The organism is Paraburkholderia fungorum (assembly GCF_003610895.1).
Taxonomy (GTDB): Bacteria; Pseudomonadota; Gammaproteobacteria; order Burkholderiales; family Burkholderiaceae; genus Paraburkholderia; species Paraburkholderia fungorum_B.
Genome location: NZ_MCAS01000018.1, coordinates 22,868 through 48,789, shown reverse-complemented (window position 1 = coordinate 48,789; position 25,922 = coordinate 22,868). Strand labels below are relative to the sequence as shown.

Genomic DNA, 25,922 nt, shown 5'->3' with positions numbered 1-25,922 from the left:
CCCCGTGCCCTGAAAAGCACGGGGTTTCGCGTTTTTGCAGCCGCCGCCATGTGCATGATCCCGGCTCGCGCTACTCCGTGGCCGCGCGCCGCATTGACCACCCACGTGCCGCGCGGGCCTGTGCCTGCACCTGATGCCGCACTTCAACCGCGATCCCGCGGCGCGGCGCATCGGCGACAAACGTGTCCAGCAATTCACGCACATCGTGATCGACGAAGTCGGCGCGTGTTGCGTCGACGATCAAGGTCGCGCCATCGGGAATCTGCTGCAGATAATGCTTGAGCGGCACCTTGCCGAGAAACGATACGTCTTTGCGAAACGACAGCAGATAGTGATCGCCATGTTGCGCGAGCACGATCGGACTGCGCAGATTCGCGTACAGTGCGAGCAGCACGCTGCACAGAATGCCGAGCACGATACCGATCAGCAGATCGGTGGCGAGCACGCCAACCAGCGTGACGATGAACGGCGCAAACGGCGCGAACCCTTGCCTCGCGACGGCGACGAACAACGAAGGCTTGGCGAGTTTCACGCCGGTGAAGATAAGAATTGCGGCGAGACAGGCAAGCGGAATCAGATTGATGACACCGGTGAGCGCGAACACGCTCACCAGCAGCAATACGCCATGGATGATCGCGGAGAGCCGGCTCTGCGCGCCCGCATGCACGTTGGCGGAACTGCGAACAATGACCGAGGTGATCGGCAGACCGCCGATCGCGCCGGCGATCAGATTGCCCACCCCTTGTGCCTTCAGTTCGCGATCCGGTGGCGCGGTGCGGCGCGCGGGATCGATCTGTTCGACGGCTTCGAGGCTCAACAGCGTTTCGAGACTCGCGACGATCGCCAGTGTGATGGCGACGCGCCAGACATCCGGATTGAGCAGTTGCGCGAAGTGCGGGCCGAAGTCGACCCATTCGAGGGCAAGTCGCAACGCGCCGAACGATTCGAGCGACGGCAGCGCCACGCGATGCTCGGCAGGCGGCGCGAACGACGGGCCGAGCAGGTTGAGCAACAACGTCGCGCCGATCCCCAGCAGAACCACGGCGAGCGGTGCGGGGACGAGACGCACGAGCTTGAAGCGGCGTAGCGCGCGCGTTTCCCAACCCACCAGAATCGCCAGCGACAGCAACGTGATCACGCAGGCCGCGAGCGATATCGAGCCGAACGGGGTGGTGACGCTGCCGGCCACCTGAGCGGCAGCTTGCGACCCAGCCGGCGTATTCGAACCGGACAGGCCGAGTGCAAGCGGGAATTGTTTGACGATCAGCAGCACGCCGATCGCGGCAAGCATGCCTTTGATCACCGGCGAGGGCACATAGGCCGCGAATCTACCGGCTTTCAACATGCCGAAGCCGAACTGGATCGCGCCGGACAGCAGCACGGCCAGCAGAAACGCGGAAAAACTGCCGAGTTGCGCGATTCCGTCGACGACGATTACGACGAGGCCCGCCGCCGGCCCGCTGACGCTCAGGCGCGAGCCGCTCAGCACGGCAACCACGAGGCCGCCGACGATGCCCGACACAAGCCCGGCAAATGGCTCGACGCCCGACGCATTGGCGATGCCCAGACATAGCGGCAACGCCACCAGGAAAACGACCGTGCCGGCCAGCAGATCGCGTTGAAACGTGGACAAAAAAGCTCGAAGGTTCATGGAGTCGGTGCGGTAGTGTGTGGAGTCGCGCAGGCGGCGAGGGTCAAACCGAGGCCCGTTCGCGCTGAAAGCTGCGCATCAGGCGGCCGCACTATGGGCGGCGGTGGTGCAGGTCATCGCGTCGTCGGCTTCATAGCCGGACGTGAGTACCTTGATGCGCCCGTCCTCGAGCGCGAAGATCCAGCCGTGAACAAGAGGCGCCGGGCCGGCGTCCCGCACGATCGAACTCGCGCGCAACTGGCGCACCTGTTCGAGCACGTTCAGTTCCGCGAGGCGATTGACACGCTCCTGCTCGCGCGCATGACTTTTGAGCTCGGCGTCATGTGCTTTTGCTAGCGCGCATAACGGCGCGATCCGGCGATTCACGTGCGGCAATGTCGGTTCCGGCGGCAGCAACGCGGCGCGCACACCGCCGCAGCCGTAGTGGCCGCAGACGATCACGTGGCCCACTTTCAGCACCCGCACCGCGTACTCGAGAACACTCGCGGTGTTGTCGTCGTCGGGATGGAAGAGGTTGGCGATGTTACGGTGAACGAACAGATCGCCCGGCTCGCAATGCGTAATGGTTTCCGCGGGCACGCGGCTGTCCGAGCAGCCGACCCACAGCACGTGCGGATTCTGTCCTCGCACCAGATCACGGAAAAATTCGGGGTTGCGCGCGGCGGTTTCGTGCGCCCACGCGACGTTGGCGACCAGCAGGCGTTTCGGACGGTTCATCGATAGCGGTTCCGTAAGAAGGGTGCACCGATTCGTAGCCGGATTCACGGCTGTGCGCGGACCGCGGGAGCGTGGACAACGCCGAATCAATGCTTACGAATAGCTTTCTATCAAAAAATAAATCCGCCGTGCACGAAATAAAATTCGCCGTCATGCGACATAAATAAAAAAAAGCCGCCTGAGGAGGCGGCTTCGCAGATTCATGCGCAACAGGTTCGCGCGGGTGCTCAGAACAGGCTGCGGCGATCCGGATCGTGCAGCGGATCAGGCGTTTTCTGCGTGAGCCGCACAATGCCCTGATCGTCGAAATAAAAGCTGTACATCATGTACCAGACGTTGTCTTCCAGATAGCGATACGTCCAGACCTCACGCTTCATCAGCGGGAAGTACGACGTTTCGACCGGGCGGCCGAAATTCACCAGCACGTCGCTCTTTGTCCACTTGCCGATTTCCGCCCGGTAGAACTCGTTGGGCTGCAGCACCTGGCGCACGGTGACGATCTTGCCGGACGCGTCGATGTCGGCGGCGGTGGTGGTTTCACCCATCGGTTGGGTCGGCCACATCAGGCGCTTGCCGCCGTTGGGCAGATCGTAGCTTTCACGCGGTGCGCCGAGGCGGGCGACGATGGTCGATTCGTCCGCGCCTTGCTGGTACTGCTGCCACGGCTGTGCGCAACCGGCGAGGGTAACCGTGAGCGTGAGCGCGCTCAGGCAGACGAGCGCGGCGCGGCGCAGGCGTGCGGCGGGCTGAACTTCGGTCGAGGCCGCCGTGAATGGATGGCGGTTGAACATGAATTCCTCCGATGGCATTTGAGTAGCGGTTTTTATCATCGAGACGCATTATTTTGACACGGGCGGCAGCAAAAGATTTGCGCTTCGTGCACGGCGCCGCTGAATGCACATTAACGAATTCGCCGGCTTGCTTATTCCGTCCGGAACGCCCTATGATCCGCGCTTCAACGAATCAGACGGGGCAATGACGATGGCGAAGTGGCAACGGGCGGCAGCAGCGGCAGTCATCGCACTGGCGGCGATTTCGACGGCCGTGGCGTCTCACGCCGCGGCAGAGGCGGCATCGGGTCCGGCAGGCAAGCCGGTCAATAAGCCCACAGGCGCGCCGATCCAGCTGGCGCTGATCGAAGGCATGTCCGGCCCGTTCGCGAACGCGGGCGCGGCGGTGGAGCGCAATCTACGGTTCGGCGTCGAGCAGGTGAACGCGCAAGGCGGCGTGAAGCTCGCCGACGGCACGCATCCGTTCGAACTCGTCGTGCTCGACAGCAAAGGCAGCACCGAAGAAGCGCTCGTGCAACTGCGCGCTGCCGCCGATCGCCATATCGGCTACATCATGCAAGGCAACAGCTCGGCGGTCGCCGCGGCGCTGATCGGCGCGATCGACAAGCAGAACAGCCGCGAGCCGGGTAATCGCGAACTGTTCCTCAACTATTCCGCCGACGATCCCGCGTTGACCAACGCGGACTGCAGTTTCTGGCATTTTCGTTTCGACGCGCACGCGGGCATGCGGATGGATGCGCTCGGTGACGTGATCCAGCGCGATAAATCGGTGAAGAAAGTCTATCTGCTGAATCAAGATTACAGCTTCGGTCACGACGTCAGCAGCCTCGCGCGTTCGACGCTGGCCACCAAGCGGCCGGATATCACGGTAGTGGGCGACGAATTTCATGCCATCGGCCGCGTGAAGGATTTCGCGCCATACATCGCGAAGATCCGCGCGAGCGGCGCGGACGCCGTCATCACCGGCAACTGGGGCAACGACCTGACACTGCTCGTCAAGGCGGCAAGGGAGCAGGGTCTGGATACGAAGTTCTACACGTTCTACGGCAACAGTCTCGGCGCGCCGGCCGCGTTGGGCGACGCCGGCGTCAAACATGTGATCGCGGTAGCCGACTGGCACCCGAACGCCGGCGGCGCGCCCTCCGACGCCTGGTACGCGGCGTTTCGTGCCCGTTTCCCTCAGGCACAGGACGATTACCCGGTGTTGCGCATGCCGCTGATGATCGAAACCCTCGCCGCCGCAATGAACCGCGCCGGCAGTGCCGACCCGACGGCTGTCGCCAAGGCGCTCGAAGGCATCAAATTCGATAACGGTTTCCATGCATCGTGGATGCGCGCGGAAGACCACCAGCTGATCCAGCCCCTTTACGTGATGGAGATGGACAAGGCCGGCACCCCGGGCGTCAAGTTCGACAACGAAGGCTCGGGATACGGTTTCCGCACGGTGCTGGCGCTGCCGGCCGAGCGAACCGTTCCGCCGACCGTTTGCAGGATGAAGCGGCCGTAAAGTGGCCATCGAGCGGTCCCCGGGCCACCCGGGCGGTCCATGATCCCGCCCGGCGCAGCAGGGTTCGCGGCCGGATCGGGCTGTGCTACAATACGCGTCCCGTTGTAAGGCATGGCTAGAAATATGCATACACGGGTAACCCACGGCACGGCCTTTCTTCCGTGACCGCCTGTCTAGTTCTCAAGGAAATCGACATGTCCGCAGTTGAAACAAGCAAGAAGTCCGACGTCGTTGCGCAATTCGCACGCGCAGCTAACGACACCGGCTCCCCCGAAGTTCAGGTCGCGTTGCTCACGACCCGTATCAACGAACTGACCGTTCACTTCAAGGCTCACACGAAGGATCACCACAGCCGCCGCGGTCTGCTGCGCATGGTGAGCCGCCGTCGTAAGCTGCTCGACTACCTGAAGGGTAAGGACGCGGATCGTTACCGCGCACTGATCGAGAAGCTGGGTCTGCGTAAGTAATCGGCCGGTCGTTCAGCAAGATGCCTGTGTCAGTTCAACTGATACAGGCATTTTGTTTTTGCACGGTGCGCTTCATGTGATGCGCGCCGCCTGCCAGTCGCGGTAGCGTGACGATTCATGTGGCGGCTAGCAGGAAAATAGCAGTAAGAAAGTAGCAAAAAAGCAGAAATACGGCCGGGCCTCAGGGCAGAGCTTTGTGTCATTCCAGCGGTTCGCGCGCGTACATCACGTAGGGCGTGGTTCTCTGGAATGGCATAACACTACTCTTCCCCTGTGGCGCCGGTCCTGGCGTTGCCGCGCCGCTTCTGGTCCGCGCGGCATAACGAAGAGGAAAAGCAATGACTATGTTCAATAAGATCGTCAAAGAATTTAAGTGGGGACAACACAACGTTCGCCTCGAAACGGGCGAAATCGCTCGTCAGGCGAGCGGCGCGGTGATCGTCGACGTCGAAGACACCGTTGTGCTGGCTACCGTGGTCGGCGCCAAGACCGCCAAGCCCGGCCAGGACTTCTTCCCGCTGACCGTCGATTACCTCGAAAAGACCTACGCTGCAGGCAAGATCCCCGGTGGTTTCTTCCGCCGCGAAGGCCGCCCGTCGGAAGGCGAAACGCTGATCTCGCGCCTGATCGATCGCCCGCTGCGTCCGCTGTTCCCGGAAGGCTTCTACAACGAAGTCCAGGTCGTGATCCACGTCCTGTCGTTGAACCCCGAAATTCCCGCTGACATTCCCGCGCTGATCGGCGCGTCGGCGGCACTCGCCGTGTCCGGTCTGCCGTTCAACGGCCCGGTCGGCGCAGCACGCGTGGCCTACATCAACAACGAATACGTGTTGAACCCGACGCGTCCGCAAATGAAGGAATCGGCGCTCGACCTGATCGTCGCCGGTACGGAACGCGCGGTGCTGATGGTGGAATCGGAAGCGCAGCAACTGACCGAAGAAGTGATGCTCGGCGCCGTGGTGTTCGGCCACGAGCAAATGCAGATCGCGATCAACGCGATCCACGAACTGGTCGCCGAAGGCGGCAAGCCGGAATGGGATTGGAAGCCGGCCGCCAAGAATGAGCCGCTGATTGCCCGCGTGTCTGAGCTGGCGCAAGCCGATCTGCTCGCTGCATACCAGATCCGCGACAAGCAGGCTCGCTCGGCGAAGCTGAAGGAAGTCTACGCAGCGACGTCGGCCAAGCTGGAAGAAGAAGCTGCGGCAGCCGGCACGGTTGCGGCGGACAAGGCTAGCGTCGGCAATGTGCTGTTCGACATTGAAGCGAAGATCGTCCGTTCGCAGATCCTGAACGGCGAGCCGCGTATCGACGGCCGCGACACGCGCACCGTGCGCCCGATCGAAATCCGTACCGGCGTGCTGCCGCGTACGCACGGTTCGGCACTGTTCACGCGTGGCGAAACGCAGGCCATGGTGGTCGCAACGCTGGGCACGAAGGGTGACGAGCAGAACATCGACGCGCTCGAAGGCGAGTATCGCGAACGCTTCATGCTTCACTACAACATGCCTCCGTTCGCGACCGGCGAAACGGGCCGCGTCGGTTCGCCGAAGCGCCGTGAAATCGGTCACGGCCGTCTGGCCAAGCGCGCGCTGGCTGCATGCCTGCCGAGCGCTGACGAGTTCGGCTACTCGATTCGCGTCGTGTCGGAAATCACTGAATCGAACGGTTCGTCGTCGATGGCTTCGGTGTGCGGCGGCTGCCTCGCACTGATGGACGCCGGCGTGCCGATGAAGGCGCACGTCGCCGGCATCGCAATGGGCCTGATTCTGGAAGGCAACAAGTTTGCCGTCCTGACCGACATCCTCGGCGACGAAGATCACCTCGGCGACATGGACTTCAAGGTGGCGGGTACCGAGCAAGGCGTAACCGCGCTGCAGATGGACATCAAGATCCAGGGCATCACCAAGGAAATCATGCAGGTTGCCCTCGCGCAAGCGAAGGAAGGCCGTATGCATATCCTCGGCAAGATGACCTCGGCTGTGTCGGGCGCGAACACGGTGCTGTCGGACTACGCTCCGCGCATGATCACCATCAAGATCAATCCGGAAAAGATCCGCGACGTGATCGGCAAGGGTGGCTCGGTGATCCGCGCGCTGACCGAAGAAACCGGCACGACGATCGATATTTCGGACGACGGCGTCGTCACCATCGCCAGCACCAGCAGCGAAGGTATGGCCGAAGCGAAGAAGCGTATCGAGAACATCACGCTGGAAGTCGAAGTGGGTCAGGTCTACGAAGGCACCGTGCTCAAGCTGCTCGATTTCGGCGCGATCGTGAATATCCTGCCGGGCAAGGACGGTCTGCTGCACATCTCCGAAATCGCCAACGAGCGTATCAAGGACATCAACGACTATCTCAAAGATGGCCAGCAGGTGAAGGTCAAGGTCATCCAGACGGACGAAAAGGGCCGCGTGCGCCTGTCGGCCAAGGCGTTGCTGAACGACGCCCCGAACGGCGCGCCGCAAGGCGAATCGACGCCGCAGTAATGCGGTAGCAGGGCGACGGCCGGCAGCGCGAATGCGTGCCGGCCGTTTTTCATGAGGGGTGCAGGGTGGATTGCGTTGCCGGCAGGTGCAAGCGGGCACAAACGGGTACTCTGTCTGAGCGAGGCGTTTCGTCTCGGTTCAGACGATTTCCGACAGTAGGCAACGCAATCCAATCTTGGAGTTGACGCAGATGAAAGCGATCGAAATCACCGAATTCGGTGCGCCGGAAGTGCTCAAGCTGGCGGAGCGGCCCATGCCGCAGCCGAAAGCGGGCGAAGTGCTGATCAAGGTGGCGGCATCGGGCATCAATCGTCCGGACGTGTTCCAGCGCAAAGGTGGCTATGCACCGCCGCCGGGCGCTTCGGACCTGCCGGGGCTGGAAGTGGCGGGTGAGATTGTTGGCGGGACCATCGACGCGAAGAACAACCCGTTCGACCTGAAGGTGGGTGACCGCGTGTGCGCCTTGCTCGCTGGCGGTGGTTACGCGGAATACGCGACCGCGCCACTTTTGCAGTGCTTGCCGGTGCCTGCGGGCTTGTCGGACGTCGAGGCGGCTTCGCTGCCGGAAACATTCTTCACGGTATGGAGCAATGTGTTCGACCGCGCGCAACTCGGTAATGGCGAAGGCGCGCCGAACGAGACGCTGCTGGTGCAGGGCGGCTCGAGCGGCATCGGTGTGACGGCGATCCAGATCGCGCATGCGCTGGGTTTTCGCGTGTTCGCCACGGCCGGATCGGACGACAAGTGCCGGGCGTGCGAAGCGCTCGGCGCGGAGCGGGCGATCAACTACAAGACTGAGGATTTTGTCGACGTCATCAAGTCGCTGACGAACGATCGCGGTGTCGACGTGATTCTCGACATGGTGGCGGGCAGCTACGTGCCCCGCGAGCTGACCGCGCTGGCCGACGGCGGCCGTATCGTGCTGATCGCCTTGCTCGGCGGCGCGAAGGCGGAGCTGAATCTGAACGAAGTATTGCGTCGCCGTTTGACGGTGACGGGATCGACGTTGCGTCCGCGGCCAATCGAGTTCAAGGCGAAGATTGCCGCCCAATTGAAAGAGCGCGTGTGGCCGCAGCTCGAAGACGGCCGCATCAAGCCGGTGGTGCACCGTGTGTTTCCCGCTGCGCAAGCCGCTGAGGCGCACACGCTGATGGAAAGCAGCACGCACGTCGGCAAGATCGTGCTGACTTGGGGTCAGGACGCTTGACACGGTCGGTTTGACCCGATCCACCCCACGCAGTAAAATTGCGCGTTTTGCGCACGCCGCATGAATCCGAAAGGCGGGCATAGGCGCAAACCAAGTCCGCCGCCAATACAAGACGAGACGATGTCGAAACAACGAGCCAAGCTGGTAGTCGGTAACTGGAAGATGCACGGGCGCCTCGCCGCGAACGCAACGCTGTTGCAGGCCGTGGCGCAAGGTGCGGGCGAATTGCCCGCTGAGGTGCGCGTCGGTGTCTGTGTGCCGTGCCCTTATCTCGCGCAGACTCAATCGTTGCTGGATGGCAGCAAGGTCGTGTGGGGCGTGCAGGATGTCTCTGCATTCACGCACGGCGCCTATACCGGTGAAGTGGCGGCGCAGATGGTGGTGGATTTTGGCGCCACGTTTGCGATTGTTGGGCACTCGGAACGCCGTGCTTACCATCGTGAAAGCTCAGCGTTGGTTGCGGTCAAGACGCAGCGGGCACTGGAAGCAGGTTTGACCCCGATCGTATGTGTCGGCGAAACGCTCGAAGAGCGTGAGGCCGGTTCAACGGAGCAGGTGGTCGGCGCGCAACTGGATGAAGTGCTGGCGGCGCTGTCCGCAGACGATGCGGCGCGCATCGTCGTCGCGTATGAGCCGGTTTGGGCGATCGGTACCGGCAAGAGTGCTACATCGGACGAGGCGCAGGCGGTGCACGCTTTCCTGCGCTCCCGTCTGGCGGCAAAAGGCGTGGCGGTGGCAGGCGTGCCGTTGTTGTATGGCGGCAGTGTGAAGCCGGAGAATGCGGAAGAATTGTTCCGCGAGCCGGATATCGACGGTGGCCTGATCGGCGGCGCGTCGTTGAAAGACCAGGATTTTCTGGCGATCTGCAGGGCGGCGGCCGCAACGAGCGTCGCCGGTTAAGCAGGGCGCCTTGGCGAGGATGCCCCAATCCCGCGCGGCACAGTTTGTGTGGCGCGGTTAAATAAAGACTCAGGTGAGTGTGATGCTGTATTTGAAAACATTGATTATCGTCGTTCAGCTGTTGTCGGCACTTGGGGTCATCGGCCTCGTCTTGCTGCAACACGGCAAGGGCGCCGATATGGGTGCCGCTTTCGGCAGCGGCGCATCCGGCAGCCTGTTCGGCGCGACCGGCTCGGCCAACTTTTTGTCGCGTACCACGGCCGTGCTTGCAGCCGTGTTTTTTGTCACGACATTGACGCTTACCTACCTCGGCGCGTATCGCGCGAAACCGTCCGCAGGCTTGCTGGGCGCGGCTGTGACCGCACCGGTTGCAGCGTCTGCCGCGTCGGCGCCGGTCGCTGGCTCGGCAGTATTGCCGGCGTCGGCTGCGTCCGTCCCGGCAACCGACGTTCCGAAATAAATTTTTCGTTCAAAGTGCTTTTGTGCGTTGAACAAACTGTTTAGACCAGTTACAATCTAAGTCTTGAAGCGATTCGCGGGTTTTATAAGTTGTTTTCCCGGATTGCAATTAGTGCCGACGTGGTGAAATTGGTAGACACGCTATCTTGAGGGGGTAGTGGCGAAAGCTGTGCGAGTTCGAGTCTCGCCGTCGGCACCAAATGTTATCTAAATGCCAGCCGCTTGCTTCGCTTCGGCTGGCATTTTCACTTCTGACGCACGGTTTGCGTTGGGCACCATGTGTGTTGCCGAAGTGATTTCGCGTCAAGAGTGCTATGCTCTTGGCGGCATTCAGAACCAACCGATAGAGGATAGTCTTGAACCTCGCAGCCTATTTCCCCGTCTTGTTGTTCCTCATTGTGGGCACCGGTTTAGGCGTAGCACTGGTCAGCATCGGCAAGATCCTCGGTCCCAACAAGCCCGATACCGAGAAAAACGCACCATACGAGTGCGGCTTCGAAGCATTCGAAGATGCGCGCATGAAGTTCGATGTGCGTTACTACCTCGTCGCCATTCTCTTCATCATTTTCGACCTTGAAACCGCGTTCCTGTTTCCGTGGGGCGTAGCCCTGCGCGACATCGGCTGGACGGGCTTCATGGCGATGATGATTTTCCTGCTCGAATTCCTGCTGGGCTTCGCCTATATCTGGAAGAAGGGCGGCCTCGACTGGGAATGATGGATTAATCGCCGGTTTGCGTGGGTGGCCAGGCTTGCCGCCCCGTCTGGAGTGGAAAGCAAATGAGTATCGAAGGGGTCTTGAAGGAAGGGTTTGTCACCACAACGGCAGACAAACTGATCAACTGGACGCGCACCGGCTCGTTGTGGCCGATGACGTTCGGTCTTGCGTGCTGCGCGGTCGAGATGATGCATGCGGGTGCTGCCCGTTATGACCTTGATCGTTTCGGCGTGGTGTTTCGTCCGAGTCCGCGTCAGTCGGACGTGATGATCGTCGCCGGCACGCTGTGCAACAAGATGGCGCCGGCTCTGCGCAAGGTCTATGACCAGATGGCCGAGCCGCGCTGGGTGATTTCGATGGGCTCGTGCGCGAACGGCGGCGGCTACTACCACTATTCCTATTCGGTGGTGCGTGGTTGCGATCGGATCGTGCCGGTCGACGTCTACGTGCCGGGTTGTCCGCCCACAGCGGAAGCGCTGGTGTATGGCGTGATCCAGTTGCAGGCCAAGATCCGTCGCACCAACACAATCGCCCGTCAATAAGGCCAACGCCTCCCCCACAATATGGCAAGCAAACTCGAGACCCTGAAAGCGAACCTCGAGGCGGCCTTCGGCGGCCTCCTGTTGAGTACCACCGAGGCAATCGGTGAGTTGACGATCGTCGTGAAGGCGAGCGACTACATCAATGTGGCAACGCGTCTGCGCGATGACCGCTCGCTCGGTTTCGAGCAACTGGTCGATCTGTGCGGCGTCGATTATCAGACCTACGCCGACGGCGGATATGACGGTCCGCGTTTCGCGGCCGTTTTGCATTTGTTGTCGGTGCAGAACAACTGGCGCCTGCGTTTGCGCGTCTTCGCACCAGATGACGAAATGCCGATCGTCGCGTCAGTCGTCGATATCTGGAGCTCGGCCAACTGGTACGAGCGTGAAGCATTCGACCTGTACGGCATCGTCTTCGAGGGTCACCCGGACCTGCGCCGCATCCTGACCGACTACGGTTTCATTGGTCACCCGTTCCGTAAAGATTTTCCTGTCTCCGGCTACGTCGAAATGCGTTACGACCCGGAAGAGAAGCGCGTCGTCTATCAGCCTGTGACGATCGAGCCGCGGGAAATCACGCCGCGCGTGATCCGCGAGGATCGCTATGGCGGTCTGAAACACTAAGAGAACGCCATGGCAGAGATCAAGAACTACACGCTCAACTTCGGCCCTCAGCATCCGGCCGCGCACGGTGTGCTGCGCCTCGTGCTCGAACTCGACGGCGAAGTCATCCAGCGCGCCGATCCGCACATCGGCCTGCTGCATCGCGCGACCGAAAAGCTCGCGGAAACCAAAACCTTTATTCAGTCCGTGCCGTATATGGACCGCCTCGACTACGTGTCGATGATGGTCAACGAGCACGGCTACGTGATGGCGATTGAAAAGCTGCTCGGCATCGAAGTGCCGGTGCGTGCGCAGTACATCCGCGTCATGTTCGATGAAGTCACGCGCGTCCTGAACCACCTGATGTGGATCGGCGCACACGCGCTGGACGTGGGCGCGATGGCGGTGTTCCTGTATGCGTTCCGTGAGCGCGAAGACCTGATGGACGTGTACGAAGCGGTATCCGGCGCACGGATGCACGCGGCCTACTACCGTCCGGGTGGCGTGTATCGCGATCTGCCTGACGCAATGCCGCAATACAAAGCGTCGAAGATCCGCAATGCGAAGGCGTTGTCGAGGATGAACGAGAACCGTCAAGGCTCGTTGCTCGACTTCATCGACGATTTCTTTACGCGTTTTCCGAAGTGCGTTGACGAATACGAAACGCTGCTGACCGATAACCGGATCTGGAAGCAACGTCTGGTCGGCATCGGCGTGGTCAGCCCGGAACGCGCGCTGAACCTCGGTATGACGGGCGCAATGCTGCGCGGCTCGGGTATCGAGTGGGATCTGCGCAAGAAGCAGCCGTACGAGGTTTACGACAAGCTGGATTTCGACATTCCGGTCGGCGTGAATGGCGATTGTTATGACCGATATCTGGTTCGCGTCGAAGAAATGCGCCAGTCCACACGGATTGTGAAACAGTGCGTTGAGTGGCTGCGTAAGAATCCGGGTCCGGTGATGGTCGACAATCACAAGGTCGCACCGCCGTCGCGGGTCGGCATGAAGACGAACATGGAAGACCTGATTCACCACTTCAAGCTCTTCACGGAAGGCTTCCATGTACCGGAAGGTGAGGCATATGCCGCGGTCGAGCATCCGAAGGGCGAGTTCGGTATCTACCTGATCTCGGACGGCGCGAACAAGCCGTATCGCCTGAAGATTCGCGCACCGGGCTATGCGCATCTGTCCACGCTGGATGAAATGGCGCGCGGTCACATGATCGCCGACGCTGTGACGATCATCGGTACGCAGGACATCGTGTTCGGCGAAGTGGATCGCTAGGACGTATTCATCGGCGCGTGCCTTCAGATGGCATCGAAGCACGCGTCAAGCACAGGAACGCCGGGTCTGTCGCAACATGCAACGCGCGACGGGTTTTCGTTCGGTAGGAATTGAAAGAGTCGTGTCTGAAAATGATCTCAGCTGAAGGCCTGAAAGAAATCGATCGTGCGATCGCGAAGTATCCCGCCGATCAGAAACAGTCCGCCGTGATGTCGGCGCTGGCTACTGCTCAGGAAGAGCATGGCTGGCTGTCGCCCGAACTCATGCAGTTCGTCGCGGACTATCTCGGCATGCCGGCGGTCGCCGTGCAGGAGGTGGCTACCTTCTACACGATGTACGAGACCTCGCCGGTCGGCAAGTACAAGATCACGCTCTGCACGAACCTGCCGTGCCAGCTCGGCCCGGACGGCGGCTCCGACAGCGCGGCTGAATATCTGAAGCAGAAGCTCGGCATCGACTTCGGCGAAACCACGGCCGACGGCAAATTCACCCTGAAAGAGGGTGAATGCATGGGTTCGTGCGGCGACGCGCCGGTGATGCTGGTGAACAACCATCGCATGTGCAGCTTCATGAGCCGCGCGAAGATCGACCAGCTGCTTGAGGAACTTTCGAAATGACGTCTTTACACGATCGTCACATCAAACCGCTGATTCTCGCCGGCCTGAACGGCGACAACTGGCATCTCGAAGACTATGTGGCACGCGGCGGTTACGCCCAGTTGCGCCGCATTCTCGAAGAAAAGATTCCGCCCGAGCAGGTGATTGCCGACGTCAAGGCGTCGGGTCTGCGTGGGCGTGGCGGTGCGGGCTTCCCGACCGGCCTGAAGTGGAGCTTCATGCCGCGCCAGTTCCCGGGTCAGAAGTATCTCGTCTGCAACTCGGACGAAGGCGAACCGGGCACGTTCAAGGATCGCGATATCCTTCGCTTCAATCCGCATTCGCTGATCGAAGGCATGGCCATCGGCGCGTATGCCATGGGCATTACGGTCGGCTACAACTATATCCACGGCGAAATCTGGGAAGTCTACAAGCGCTTCGAACAGGCGCTGGATGAAGCTCGCCGCGCCGGGTTCCTCGGCGACAACATCATGGGTTCGGGCTTCTCGTTCGAACTGCATGCGCACCACGGTTACGGCGCCTACATTTGCGGCGAAGAAACCGCGCTGCTCGAATCGCTCGAAGGCAAGAAGGGCCAGCCGCGCTTCAAGCCGCCGTTCCCGGCGAGCTTCGGCGTCTATGGCAAGCCGACCACGATCAACAACACCGAGACGTTTGCAGCGGTTCCATTCCTGCTCGCGATCGGTCCGCAGAATTACCTCGAGATCGGCAAGCCGAATAACGGCGGCACGAAGATTTTCTCGGTCGCAGGCGATGTCGAGCGTCCGGGCAATTATGAAGTTCCGCTCGGCACGCCGTTCGCGACGCTGATGGAACTGGCCGGCGGCATGCGCGGCGGCAAGAAGATCAAGGCCGTGATTCCTGGCGGCTCGTCGGCGCCGGTGATTCCGGGCGACATCATGATGCAGACCGACATGGACTACGACTCGATCGCCAAGGCTGGCTCGATGCTCGGTTCCGGCGCGGTTATCGTGATGGACGAGACGCGTTGCATGGTGCGTTCGCTGCTGCGTCTGTCGTATTTCTACTATGAAGAGTCGTGCGGTCAGTGCACGCCGTGCCGCGAAGGTACCGGCTGGCTGTATCGCGTCGTGCATCGCATCGAACACGGGCAAGGCCGTCCGGAAGATCTGGACCTGCTGAACTCAGTTGCTGAAAACATCATGGGCCGCACGATTTGCGCGCTCGGCGATGCAGCAGCCATGCCGGTTCGCGGCATGCTCAAGCACTACTGGGATGAATTCGAATACCACGTCGCTCACAAGCATTGCCTCGTCGGTGGTCACGCCGGTGCGGCGGCGGCGTCAGAAACAGTGGCTGCCTGAGTACGCCAGATAGCGCACCAGAACACGTCAACCGCGGGATTCATTGTCCGGAATGGGCGATGAACAGGGCGAACGATTGAGCGGTAACAGGTTAAGGAAGATTGACCATCATGGTTGAACTTGAAATAGACGGCAAGAAAGTAGAGGTGCCTGAGGGCAGCATGGTGATCCAGGCTGCGCATAAGGTCGACACGTACATTCCTCACTTCTGCTATCACAAGAAGCTGTCGATTGCGGCCAACTGCCGGATGTGCCTGGTCGATGTCGAAAAGATGCCGAAGGCCGTGCCCGCATGCGCCACGCCGGTGTCGGCCGGCATGATTGTGCGCACCAAGTCCGAGAAGGCGGTGAAGGGCCAGCAAGCCGTGATGGAATTCCTGCTGATCAACCACCCGCTGGATTGCCCTATCTGCGATCAGGGCGGCGAGTGTCAGTTGCAGGATCTGGCCGTGGGTTACGGCAAGTCGTCGTCGCGTTATAGCGAAGAAAAGCGCGTGGTGTTCCACAAGAACGTCGGCCCGCTGATCTCGATGGAAGAAATGTCGCGTTGCATTCACTGCACGCGTTGTGTCCGTTTCGGCCAGGAAGTCGCCGGCGTAATGGAACTCGGCATGTTGGGCCGCGGCGAGCATTCGGAAATCACGTCGTTCGTCGGCAAGACGGTCGACTCCGAACTGTCGGGCAACATGATCGATCTGTGCCCGGTCGGCGCGCTGACCAGCAAGCCGTTCCGCTACAGCGCCCGCACGTGGGAACTGTCGCGCCGCAAGTCGGTGAGCCCGCACGATTCCGTCGGCGCGAACCTTGTGGTGCAAGTCAAGAACAACCGCGTGATGCGTGTTCTGCCGTTCGAAAACGAATCCATCAATGAATGCTGGATTTCGGACAAGGACCGCTTCTCGTACGAAGCCCTGAATAGCCCGGAACGTCTGACGCAGCCGATGCTCAAGCAAGGCGGCAAGTGGGTCGAGACCGATTGGCAAACCGCGCTTGAATACGTGGTCAAGGGTCTTAAGGGCATCAAGGGCGACCACGGCGCGAACGCGCTGGCCGCTCTCGGCAGCGCCCACAGCACGGTCGAAGAACTGTTCCTGTTGAAGCAACTGGCGCAAGCGGTCGGCACGCCTAACGTCGACTTCCGTCTGCGTCAGACGGATTTCTCCGCAGCCGTCACTGGCGCACCGTGGCTTGGCACGACGATCGCCGATCTGTCGAATCTGGATTCGGCGCTCGTGATCGGGTCGGACCTGCGTCGCGATCATCCGCTGTTTGCCGCGCGTTTGCGTCAAGCCGCCAAGACCGGGACGAAACTCACGCTCGTGCAAGCCACCAATGACGACGCGCTGATTCCGCAAGCGCAACGCGTGGTTGCCGCACCGTCGGCATGGCTCGACGCACTGGCTGGCATTGCTGGCGCGGTGTCGGAAGCGAACGGCGCGGCACTCCCGGAAGCCTTCGCCGGCACGCAGCCGACGGACGCCGACAAACTCGTCGCAAAGTCGCTCGTCACCGGTGAGCAGCGTGTCGTGCTGCTCGGCAACGCCGCGGTCCGTCATCCGGATTTCGCCGCGATCCACGCCGCGGCGCAATGGATTGCAGACACGACCGGCGCCACGCTGGGTTTCCTCACGGAGTCCGCCAACACGGTCGGCGCGCATCTTGTGAACGCATTGCCGGGTGAGGGCGGTCTGAACGCTCGCGAAGTATTCGAGCAACCGCGCAAGGGTTATGTGCTGCTGAATGTCGAAGCTGAGTTCGACACGGCTAATCCGGTGCAGGCTTTGGCCGCGCTGAAGCAGGCGGAAATGGTCGTCGTGATGTCGCCGTTCCAGATCGGCGCCGACTATGCAGACGTACTGCTGCCGATCGCACCGTTCACGGAAACGGCCGGCACGTTCGTCAATGCCGAAGGTACGGTGCAGACGTTCAATGGCGTCGTGCGTCCGCTCGGCGATACGCGTCCGGCATGGAAGGTGTTGCGTGTGCTGGGCAGCCTGCTGGGCGTGCCGGGCTTCGAATTCGACACCTCGGAAGAAGTGCGCACGGCAGCGCTTGGTGACGGCGAGATCAAATCGCGTCTGTCGAACAAGACGGGCGCTACGGTTGCGCGCGGCAAGGCAACGAAGGCAGCGGAAGGCAAGTTCGAGCGTATCGCCAACGTGCCGATCTACCACGCCGACGCTGTGGTGCGCCGCGCCGAATCGCTGCATCTGACGGCAGCGGCGCGCGCAGCGAATTCGGTCGGTCTGCCGGCTGCGTTGTTCGACAAACTGGGTTTGAAGGAAGGCGACGCGGTGCGCGTGCGCCAGGGCGAGCAATCGGTGCAGTTGCCGGCCGTGCGCGACGCAAATCTTGCGGAGACGGTCGTCCGCGTATCGGCGGCTACGCCTGCCGGTGCAGCGCTGGGCAGCCTGTTCGGTGAACTGGTGGTGGAGAAGGCGTAAATGAGCTTGTTCGATACGATCAACTCGGGCGGCACCCAGCTTCTCGGTGTGGCATGGCCCACGGTGTGGGCACTGGTGCGCATCCTGGTGGTGGCCGTCGTGATCCTGCTGTGCGTGGCTTACCTGATTCTGTGGGAGCGTAAGCTGATCGGCTGGATGCACGTGCGTCTCGGCCCGAATCGCGTGGGCCCCGCAGGTTTGCTGCAGCCGATCGCAGACGTGCTGAAGCTGTTGCTGAAAGAAGTGATTCAGCCGGCCCAGGCGAGCCGCTGGATCTACATGATCGCGCCGATCATGGTGGTGGTGCCGGCCTTCGCGGTCTGGGCGGTGATTCCGTTCCAGGCTGGCGCGGTCCTTGGCGACATCAACGCGGGTCTGCTTTACGCGATGGCGATCTCGTCCGTCGGCGTGTATGGCGTGATTCTGGCGGGCTGGGCGTCGAACTCGAAATACGCGTTCCTCGGCGCCATGCGCGCGGCCGCTCAAATGGTCTCGTACGAAATTTCGATGGGCTTTGCGCTCGTCGTCGTGCTGATGACTGCGGGCAGTCTGAATCTGTCGGAGATCGTCGGTTCGCAGGAACGCGGCATTTTCGCCAGCTACGGCTTGAACTTCCTGTCGTGGAACTGGCTGCCGCTCTTGCCGATGTTCGTCGTGTACTTCATCTCGGGCATCGCCGAAACGAACCGTCACCCGTTCGACGTGGTGGAAGGTGAGTCGGAAATCGTCGCCGGTCACATGATCGATTACTCGGGGATGGCGTTCGCGCTGTTCTTCCTCGCCGAGTACATCAACATGATCGTGATTTCGGCATTGGCTGCAACACTGTTCCTCGGCGGCTGGAGCGCACCGTTCGGCTTCCTGTCGTTTATCCCGGGCATCGTTTGGCTCGTCGCCAAGGTTTTCTTCCTGTTGTCGGTATTCATCTGGGCGCGCGCCACGTTCCCTCGCTATCGCTATGACCAGATCATGCGTCTGGGCTGGAAGGTTTTCATTCCGGTTTGCGTGGTGTGGCTCATCGTGGTCGGCTTCTGGATCATGTCGCCGTTGAATATCTGGAAATAAAGGGCGGATGAACCCATGACCGCAATCCAAAACTTTTTCAAGACCTTCTTCCTGACGGAGTTGCTCAAAGGCCTTGCGCTGACCGGACGTTACACGTTCCAGCGCAAGGTGACGGTGCAATTCCCGGAAGAGAAGACCCCGATTTCGCCGCGATTCCGCGGCCTGCATGCGCTGCGTCGCTATGAAAACGGCGAAGAACGCTGCATCGCCTGCAAGCTGTGTGAAGCGGTGTGCCCGGCACTCGCCATTACGATCGAATCGGAAACCCGCGCGGACAACACACGCCGCACGACGCGTTACGACATCGACCTGACCAAGTGCATCTTCTGTGGTTTCTGCGAAGAAAGTTGCCCGGTCGATTCGATTGTCGAAACGCACATTCTCGAATATCACGGCGAAAAACGCGGCGACCTGTATTTCACGAAGGATATGCTGCTGGCCGTGGGCGATCGCTACGAAGCGGAGATCGCTGCGAACAAGGCAGCCGACGCACCGTATCGTTGAAGCGCTTCTGTTAAAGCGGTAAATGCGGCAGTAAATGCAGCAGTAATACGGCCTGTTGTCGGGCCGAGCGCCGCGGTCTGACCGCCGCGGCACGGCGCACCTGTGCGGATGTTCTGGCGGTTTCGGCCGCTTTTACCCGCCACGTGCCAAAGAACAATGCCTGACGATGGCCTAACGATGAACCGGTAATCATGGAATTCACGACCGTACTGTTCTACATCTTCGCGCTGCTCCTGGTGGTTTCAGGGCTGAAGGTGATCACCTCGCGCAACCCGGTTTCGTCCGCACTGTTTCTGGTGCTGGCGTTCTTCAACGCAGCCGCCATCTGGATGCTGTTGCAGGCCGAGTTCCTCGCGATCCTGCTGGTGCTGGTGTATGTCGGCGCGGTGATGGTGCTGTTCCTGTTCGTCGTGATGATGCTGGACATCAATATCGACGTGCTGCGAAAAGACTTCAAACGCTTCGTGCCGATGGCCACGCTAGTGGGCGCGATCATCGTGATCGAGACCGCGTTGATTCTGTGGCACGGCTATGGCGCAACCGCCACCGCGCTGCGTGACACCACGGCGGCGGCGAACGGCATGGGCGACTGGTCGAACACCCGCCTGATCGGCAAGATTATCTACACCGACTACATCTTCGCGTTCGAAGTCGCCGGCCTCGTGCTGCTGGTGGCCATCATCGCGGCGATCGCGCTGACCACGAGCCACAAGAAAGACAGCAAGCGTCAGAACGTCAGCGAGCAGGTCAAGGTGCGTGCTCAGGACCGCGTGCGCATTGTGAAGATGGCATCTGAAAAGACCGCGGCAACTGTCGCGGCGGAAGAAGCCGCCGCAGCGGCAGCAGCAGCGGCCGACTCGGCCCCCGCTAAAAACAGCTGAGCGGACAGGAGATAGAAATCATGTTGACCCTTGCTCATTACCTTGTCCTCGGCGCGATCCTGTTTGCGATCAGCGTGGTGGGTATTTTCCTGAACCGTCGCAACGTCATCATCATCCTGATGGCGATCGAATTGATGCTGCTGGCGGTGAACACCAATTTTGTCGCCTTTTCGCATTACCTCGGCGACGTGCATGGTCAGATCTTCGTCTTCTTCGTGCTGACGGTTGCAGCAGCTGAAGCGGCGATCGGACTCGCAATTCTGGTGACCCTGTTCCGTAGCCTCGACACGATCAATGTCGAGGATCTCGATCAGCTCAAAGGTTAATTTCAGGTAAAGCGGTTATGTCAACGATACTCAATGAAAACCTGCTGCTGGCGATCCCGCTGGCACCGCTGGCCGGCTCCCTGATTGCGGGGCTGTTCGGGAAAGCGGTAGGGCGAGCCGGGGCGCACTCGGTGACGATCCTCGGCGTCGCGATCTCGTTCATCCTTTCGGCCGTCGTCTTCTTCCAGGTGATGGATGGGGCAAGTTTCAACGCGACGGTCTATAACTGGATGCAGATCGGCCAGACCAAGTTCGAGATCGGCTTCCTCGTCGACTCGCTGACGGCAATGATGATGTGTGTGGTGACCTTCGTGTCGCTCATGGTGCACATCTACACGATCGGCTACATGGCCGATGACGACGGCTACCAGCGTTTCTTCTCGTACATCTCGCTGTTCACGTTCTCGATGTTGATGCTCGTGATGAGCAACAACTTCCTCCAACTGTTTTTCGGCTGGGAAGCAGTGGGTCTGGTGTCGTACCTGCTGATCGGTTTCTACTTCACGCGTCCGACGGCGATCTACGCCAACATGAAAGCGTTCATCGTGAACCGCATCGGCGACTTCGGGTTCCTGCTCGGTATCGGCTTGCTGTTCGCGTTCGCCGGTTCGATGAACTACGGCGATGTATTCGCGAAGCGCACCGAACTCGCGGCATTGAGCTTCCCTGGCACGGACTGGGGTCTGCTAACGGTGGCCTGCATCTGCCTGTTCATCGGCGCGATGGGTAAGTCGGCGCAGTTCCCGCTGCACGTCTGGCTGCCGGATTCGATGGAAGGCCCGACGCCGATTTCCGCACTGATCCACGCGGCAACCATGGTGACGGCCGGTATCTTCATGGTGACGCGCATGTCGCCGCTGTTCGAACTGTCGGATACGGCGTTGTCGTTCGTGATGGTGATCGGCGCGATCACGGCGCTGTTCATGGGCTTCCTCGGGATCGTCCAGAACGACATCAAGCGCGTGGTGGCTTACTCCACGCTGTCGCAGCTCGGCTACATGACGGTTGCGCTTGGCGCATCGGCTTACTCGGTCGCCGTGTTCCACCTGATGACGCACGCGTTCTTCAAGGCGCTGTTGTTCCTCGGCGCGGGTTCCGTGATTATCGGCATGCACCACGATCAGGACATCCGCAACATGGGCGGCCTGCGCAAGTACATGCCGATCACGTGGATCACGTCGCTGGTCGGTTCGCTGGCGCTGATCGGTACGCCGTTCTTCTCGGGCTTCTACTCGAAAGACTCGATCATCGACGCAGTGAAGCTGTCGCATCTGCCGGGTTCGGGTTTCGCGTATTTCGCGGTGGTGGCGAGCGTGTTCGTTACTGCGCTGTACTCGTTCCGTATGTACTTCCTGGTGTTCCACGGCAAGGAGCGCTTCCGCGATCCGAAGCATCCGGAATCGCCGATGGGCATCGAAGCAGCCGCGCACGCGCATGACGGTCACGGCCATGATGCACACGGCCATGGTCATGGTCACGACGACCACGCGCATGAACCGCATGAAACGCCGTGGGTGGTGTGGCTGCCGCTGGTGCTGCTGGCGATTCCGTCGATCGTGATCGGTGCGATCGGTGTCGGTCCGATGCTGTTTGGCGACTTCTTCCAGCACGGCGTGGCGTTCGACAAGGTGATCTTCATCGGCGAAAACCATCCGGCGCTGCATGAGATGGCGGAAGAATTCCAGGGCTGGGCGTCGATGGGCCTGCATTCTGTCTCAGGTCTGCCGGTGTGGCTGGCGCTCGCGGGTGTGGTGACCGCGTGGTTCCTGTACCTGGTTCGTCCTGATCTGCCGGCTGTCATCAAGCGTGCGTTCGGTCCGATCTATACGCTGCTCGACAACAAGTACTACATGGACAAGATCAACGAAGTCGTGTTCGCGCGGGGCGCCGTGGCAATTGGCCGTGGTCTCTGGAAGGAAGGCGACGTCGTGGTTATCGACGGCATCGTCAACGGCAGCGCACGCTTTATCGGCTGGTTTGCCGGCGTGATCCGCTTCCTCCAATCCGGCTACATCTACCACTACGCGTTTGCCATGATTATCGGCATGTTGGGGCTCCTGACCCTGTTTGTAACGCTCGGCGGCAAATAAGGCGAGGGACACTAATGCACGCTTATCCGATTCTCAGTATCGCGATCTGGTTACCGATCCTCGTAGGTCTCCTGGTCCTGGCTATTGGTTCCGACAGGAACCCGGCTCCGGCGCGCTGGATTGCGCTGATCGGCTCGGTCGTCAGTTTTCTCGTGACGATCCCGCTGATCACTGGTTTTGATTCGAGTACCGCCGATCTGCAGTTCGTCGAAAAGGCAAACTGGATCGAGCGCTTCAACATCACGTACCACCTCGGTGTCGACGGCATCTCGATGTGGTTCGTCGTGTTGACCGCATTGATTACGGTGATCGTCGTGATCTCCGCGTGGGAAGTCATCACGAAGAACGTCGCGCAGTACCTCGCTGCGTTCCTGATCCTGTCCGGCATCATGGTCGGCGTGTTCAGCGCAGCGGACGGCATGCTGTTCTACGTGTTCTTCGAAGCGACGCTGATTCCGATGTACATCATCATCGGTGTGTGGGGCGGGGCGAACCGCGTGTACGCGGCGTTCAAGTTCTTCCTGTACACGCTGATGGGTTCGCTGTTGATGCTGGTCGCGTTGCTGTACCTGTACATCCAGACCGGCACGTTCGATCTGGCTACGTGGCAGAACGCGCAGATCGGCATGACGCCGCAGATATTGTTATTTATCGCGTTCTTCATGGCCTTTGCCGTGAAGGTGCCGATGTGGCCGGTTCACACGTGGTTGCCTGACGCCCACGTGGAAGCGCCGACCGGCGGCTCGGTCGTGCTGGCCGCGATCATGCTGAAGCTGGGCGCCTACGGTTTCCTGCGCTTCTCCCTGCCGATCGCGCCGGACGCAAGCCACTTCCTCGCACCGGTCGTCATCACGCTGTCGCTGATCGCGGTGATTTACATCGGTCTGGTCGCCATGGTGCAGGCCGACATGAAGAAGCTGGTCGCGTATTCGTCGATCGCGCACATGGGTTTTGTGACGCTGGGCTTCTTCATCTTCAATCAGCTCGGCGTGGAAGGCGCGATCGTGCAGATGATTTCGCACGGTTTCGTGTCGGGCGCGATGTTCCTGAGCATCGGCGTACTGTATGACCGTATGCACTCGCGCCAGATCGCCGATTACGGCGGCGTCGTGAACGTAATGCCGAAGTTCGCGGCATTCGTGATGCTGTTCTCGATGGCCAATTGCGGCTTGCCGGGTACTTCGGGTTTCGTTGGCGAATTCATGGTGATTCTGGCTGCTGTCCAGTACAACTTCTGGATCGCAGGCGGCGCGGCTGTCACGCTGATTCTCGGTGCGGCCTACACGCTGTGGATGTACAAGCGTGTGTATTTCGGCGCGATCGCCAACGATCACGTGAAGAGTCTCGTCGACATCAACCGCCGTGAATTTTTCATGCTGGCAGTGCTCGCCGCACTGACGTTGTTCATGGGTCTGTATCCGAAGCCCTTTACCGATGTGATGCACGTATCCGTGGAAAACCTCCTCTCCCACGTCGCGCAGTCCAAGCTGCCGTTGCCACAGTAATGCAGAGCGGAGGAATTTAAAGATCATGCAAAACGCCCCTATGACTGCCCTGTTGCCCGACGCACTGGTGATGCTCGCCGTTGTCGTTGCGTGGCTCAACGACACGTTCGTCGGCCAGGCCGGTCGCCGTACCACGTATTTCATCGCGTTCTTCTCGACGCTGATTGCCGGCATCTGGTTCGCGGTGAACGCGTTCGATCCGCAGGTGCACTACTTCTTTGGTCACATGTATGTGGTGGACTCGTTCGCCAGTGTGATGAAGGCGGTGGTGACGCTCGGCTATGCCGTGTCGATCGTTTATTCGCGGCGCTACCTCGATGATCGCGGGTTGTTCCGCGGCGAGTTCTTCCTGTTGGGCATGTTCTCGCTGCTTGGCCAGCTCGTGATGATCTCCGGCAACAACTTCCTGACGCTGTACCTCGGTCTGGAGCTGATGTCGCTGTCGTTGTACGGTGCGATCGCATTGCGTCGTGACGCAGCGCCTTCGAACGAAGCGGCAATGAAGTACTACGTGCTTGGCGCCCTGGCTTCCGGTTTCCTGCTGTACGGCATTTCCATGTTGTATGGCGCGACCGGTTCGCTCGACCTGAACGAAGTGTTCAAGGCGATCGGCACGAGCCACTACGATCCGAGCGTGCTGCTGTTCGGCGTGATCTTCATCGTGGCAGGCGTGGCGTTCAAGATGGGCGCGGTGCCGTTCCATATGTGGGTGCCCGACGTGTACCAGGGCGCACCGACGGCCATGACGCTGATGGTCGGCGGCGGCCCGAAGGTGGCGGCATTCGCGTGGGGCCTGCGCTTTCTCGTGATGGGCCTGCTGCCGCTGGCGGTCGAATGGCAGCAAATGCTGGTGATTCTGGCTGCGCTGTCGATGATCGTCGGCAACATCACCGGTATCGTGCAACGCAACGTCAAGCGTATGCTCGCGTACTCGGCGATTTCGAACATGGGCTTTGTGCTGCTCGGTCTGCTGGCTGGTGTGGTGGATCAGAAGACCACGGGCGCCGCTAATGCGTATGGTTCGGCGATGTTCTACAGCATCGTCTACCTGATTACGACCTTGGGCACCTTCGGCGTCATCATGCTGCTGGCACGCCGTGATTTTGAAGCGGACACGCTCGAAGACTTCAAGGGCCTGAATCAACGCAGCCCGGTGTTCGCATTCGTCATGATGGTGATGATGTTCTCGCTCGCCGGCATTCCGCCTGCGGTCGGCTTCTACGCCAAGCTCGCGGTTCTGCAGGCAACCATGAATGCCGGATTGACCTGGCTGACCGTGTTGGCCGTGATTACGTCGCTGTTCGGTGCGTTCTACTACCTGCGTATCGTCAAGCTGATGTACTTCGACGAGCCGCAAGACAAGTCTCCGATCGTCGCCGACACCAGCACGCGTGCTTTGCTCGCGCTCAATGGTGTTGCCGTGCTGGTGCTCGGCATTGTGCCGGACCCGCTGCTGAAGGCCTGCCTGCAGGCTATCCAGCACACGCTGCTGCTCTGATGTCGGCTGCGGGTTGGTTTATCGTATTGTTGGCGCTGGTCGGCGCCAACCTGCCGTTCCTGAATCAGCGTCTCTTCGCCGCTGTGCCCTTGAAAGCGGCGAAGAAGAGCGCCTGGATCCGGATTGCCGAGTTGATCGTGCTGTACTTTGTGGTCGGCGCGCTCGGTTTTCTGCTGGAAGCGCGCGCGGGTAACCGCTTCGAACAGGGGTGGCAGTTCTACGCGATCACATTCGCGCTGTTCATCGTGTTTGCATTCCCCGGCTTCACCTTCCAGTATCTCGTCAAACGTCGCTGACGGCGTCTCGCCGTCGCGCACCACGCTGTTCTAAGGCGCAC

24 protein-coding genes and 1 tRNA gene are annotated in these 25,922 nt (G+C 60.7%); 22 read left to right on the top strand and 3 right to left on the bottom strand.

Translation table 11 applies throughout. The annotated features are described in order from the left end of the window. Window positions 1–70 precede the first annotated feature (70 nt). From BCY88_RS18590 to BCY88_RS18580, 3 genes are all read right to left on the bottom strand, one after another. Complete coding sequence (locus tag BCY88_RS18590; RefSeq protein ID WP_120345685.1) at window positions 71–1,651, bottom strand: SulP family inorganic anion transporter; 1,581 nt, start codon at window positions 1,649–1,651, stop codon at window positions 71–73. A 78-nt stretch (window positions 1,652–1,729) separates the two neighbouring features. Continuing rightward, window positions 1,730–2,368 carry a carbonic anhydrase gene (locus BCY88_RS18585; RefSeq protein ID WP_120345684.1) on the bottom strand — a complete coding sequence of 213 codons (639 nt, stop codon included), beginning with the start codon at window positions 2,366–2,368 and terminating at the stop codon, window positions 1,730–1,732. 227 nt (window positions 2,369–2,595) lie between these two features. After that, window positions 2,596–3,159 (bottom strand): hypothetical protein, encoded by a 564-nt coding sequence (locus BCY88_RS18580; RefSeq protein ID WP_120345741.1) that lies wholly within the window; start codon window positions 3,157–3,159, stop codon window positions 2,596–2,598. A 184-nt stretch (window positions 3,160–3,343) separates the two neighbouring features. Here BCY88_RS18580 and BCY88_RS18575 point away from each other — a divergent pair, with 184 nt between their 5' ends. From BCY88_RS18575 to BCY88_RS18470, 22 genes are all read left to right on the top strand, one after another. After that, a complete protein-coding gene (locus tag BCY88_RS18575; RefSeq protein WP_120345740.1) occupies window positions 3,344–4,666 on the top strand; it encodes a branched-chain amino acid ABC transporter substrate-binding protein in 1,323 nt (440 codons plus the stop codon). A gap of 194 nt (window positions 4,667–4,860) precedes the next feature. Beyond that, on the top strand, window positions 4,861–5,133 hold the full coding sequence (gene rpsO / locus BCY88_RS18570; protein ID WP_025496081.1) for a 30S ribosomal protein S15: 273 nt from the start codon (window positions 4,861–4,863) through the stop codon (window positions 5,131–5,133). Window positions 5,134–5,471: 338 nt separating this feature from the next. Beyond that, the gene (gene pnp / locus BCY88_RS18565) at window positions 5,472–7,619 is read left to right on the top strand and encodes a polyribonucleotide nucleotidyltransferase (protein ID WP_183081398.1); all 2,148 of its coding nucleotides are present in this window, start codon (window positions 5,472–5,474) and stop codon (window positions 7,617–7,619) included. 190 nt (window positions 7,620–7,809) lie between these two features. Beyond that, complete coding sequence (locus tag BCY88_RS18560) at window positions 7,810–8,826, top strand: NAD(P)H-quinone oxidoreductase (RefSeq protein WP_120345682.1); 1,017 nt, start codon at window positions 7,810–7,812, stop codon at window positions 8,824–8,826. 120 nt (window positions 8,827–8,946) lie between these two features. Continuing rightward, on the top strand, window positions 8,947–9,726 hold the full coding sequence (tpiA, locus tag BCY88_RS18555; RefSeq protein WP_120345681.1) for a triose-phosphate isomerase: 780 nt from the start codon (window positions 8,947–8,949) through the stop codon (window positions 9,724–9,726). Between the two features lie 82 nt (window positions 9,727–9,808). Next, the gene (secG, locus tag BCY88_RS18550) at window positions 9,809–10,186 is read left to right on the top strand and encodes a preprotein translocase subunit SecG (protein WP_120345680.1); all 378 of its coding nucleotides are present in this window, start codon (window positions 9,809–9,811) and stop codon (window positions 10,184–10,186) included. A gap of 113 nt (window positions 10,187–10,299) precedes the next feature. After that, window positions 10,300–10,384, top strand: a tRNA-Leu gene (locus tag BCY88_RS18545). A gap of 157 nt (window positions 10,385–10,541) precedes the next feature. Beyond that, window positions 10,542–10,901, top strand: a complete 360-nt coding sequence (locus BCY88_RS18540; protein ID WP_025496704.1) for an NADH-quinone oxidoreductase subunit A — start codon at window positions 10,542–10,544, stop codon at window positions 10,899–10,901. Window positions 10,902–10,963: 62 nt separating this feature from the next. Continuing rightward, window positions 10,964–11,443: a NuoB/complex I 20 kDa subunit family protein gene (locus BCY88_RS18535; protein WP_006052903.1), complete on the top strand. Its 480-nt coding sequence runs from the start codon at window positions 10,964–10,966 to the stop codon at window positions 11,441–11,443. A 21-nt stretch (window positions 11,444–11,464) separates the two neighbouring features. Further along, window positions 11,465–12,067: an NADH-quinone oxidoreductase subunit C gene (locus BCY88_RS18530; RefSeq protein WP_120345679.1), complete on the top strand. Its 603-nt coding sequence runs from the start codon at window positions 11,465–11,467 to the stop codon at window positions 12,065–12,067. 9 nt (window positions 12,068–12,076) lie between these two features. After that, window positions 12,077–13,330, top strand: coding sequence for an NADH-quinone oxidoreductase subunit D (locus BCY88_RS18525; RefSeq protein WP_120345678.1), 1,254 nt, complete (start codon window positions 12,077–12,079; stop codon window positions 13,328–13,330). A gap of 131 nt (window positions 13,331–13,461) precedes the next feature. After that, window positions 13,462–13,947, top strand: a complete 486-nt coding sequence (gene nuoE, locus BCY88_RS18520) for an NADH-quinone oxidoreductase subunit NuoE (RefSeq protein ID WP_054034960.1) — start codon at window positions 13,462–13,464, stop codon at window positions 13,945–13,947. Continuing rightward, window positions 13,944–15,272, top strand: coding sequence for an NADH-quinone oxidoreductase subunit NuoF (gene nuoF, locus BCY88_RS18515; protein ID WP_028196944.1), 1,329 nt, complete (start codon window positions 13,944–13,946; stop codon window positions 15,270–15,272). Before nuoE ends, nuoF begins: the two co-directional genes overlap by 4 nt. A gap of 110 nt (window positions 15,273–15,382) precedes the next feature. Continuing rightward, window positions 15,383–17,716: an NADH-quinone oxidoreductase subunit NuoG gene (gene nuoG, locus BCY88_RS18510; RefSeq protein ID WP_120345677.1), complete on the top strand. Its 2,334-nt coding sequence runs from the start codon at window positions 15,383–15,385 to the stop codon at window positions 17,714–17,716. Next, entirely contained in the window at window positions 17,717–18,781 is a 1,065-nt protein-coding gene (gene nuoH / locus BCY88_RS18505; protein WP_120345676.1) for an NADH-quinone oxidoreductase subunit NuoH, read from the top strand. It abuts the gene before it with no gap. 15 nt (window positions 18,782–18,796) lie between these two features. Next, window positions 18,797–19,285: an NADH-quinone oxidoreductase subunit NuoI gene (nuoI, locus tag BCY88_RS18500; protein ID WP_012432383.1), complete on the top strand. Its 489-nt coding sequence runs from the start codon at window positions 18,797–18,799 to the stop codon at window positions 19,283–19,285. Window positions 19,286–19,476: 191 nt separating this feature from the next. Further along, window positions 19,477–20,166, top strand: a complete 690-nt coding sequence (locus tag BCY88_RS18495) for an NADH-quinone oxidoreductase subunit J (RefSeq protein WP_120345675.1) — start codon at window positions 19,477–19,479, stop codon at window positions 20,164–20,166. Window positions 20,167–20,186: 20 nt separating this feature from the next. Further along, window positions 20,187–20,492 carry an NADH-quinone oxidoreductase subunit NuoK gene (nuoK, locus tag BCY88_RS18490; protein WP_013339863.1) on the top strand — a complete coding sequence of 102 codons (306 nt, stop codon included), beginning with the start codon at window positions 20,187–20,189 and terminating at the stop codon, window positions 20,490–20,492. A 17-nt stretch (window positions 20,493–20,509) separates the two neighbouring features. Further along, on the top strand, window positions 20,510–22,582 hold the full coding sequence (gene nuoL, locus BCY88_RS18485; RefSeq protein ID WP_120345674.1) for an NADH-quinone oxidoreductase subunit L: 2,073 nt from the start codon (window positions 20,510–20,512) through the stop codon (window positions 22,580–22,582). A 14-nt stretch (window positions 22,583–22,596) separates the two neighbouring features. After that, window positions 22,597–24,087: an NADH-quinone oxidoreductase subunit M gene (locus BCY88_RS18480; protein ID WP_120345673.1), complete on the top strand. Its 1,491-nt coding sequence runs from the start codon at window positions 22,597–22,599 to the stop codon at window positions 24,085–24,087. Between the two features lie 25 nt (window positions 24,088–24,112). Then, window positions 24,113–25,585: an NADH-quinone oxidoreductase subunit NuoN gene (gene nuoN, locus BCY88_RS18475; RefSeq protein ID WP_120345672.1), complete on the top strand. Its 1,473-nt coding sequence runs from the start codon at window positions 24,113–24,115 to the stop codon at window positions 25,583–25,585. Further along, the gene (locus tag BCY88_RS18470; RefSeq protein ID WP_120298134.1) at window positions 25,585–25,881 is read left to right on the top strand and encodes a DUF2818 family protein; all 297 of its coding nucleotides are present in this window, start codon (window positions 25,585–25,587) and stop codon (window positions 25,879–25,881) included. Before nuoN ends, BCY88_RS18470 begins: the two co-directional genes overlap by 1 nt. Window positions 25,882–25,922 lie beyond the last annotated feature (41 nt).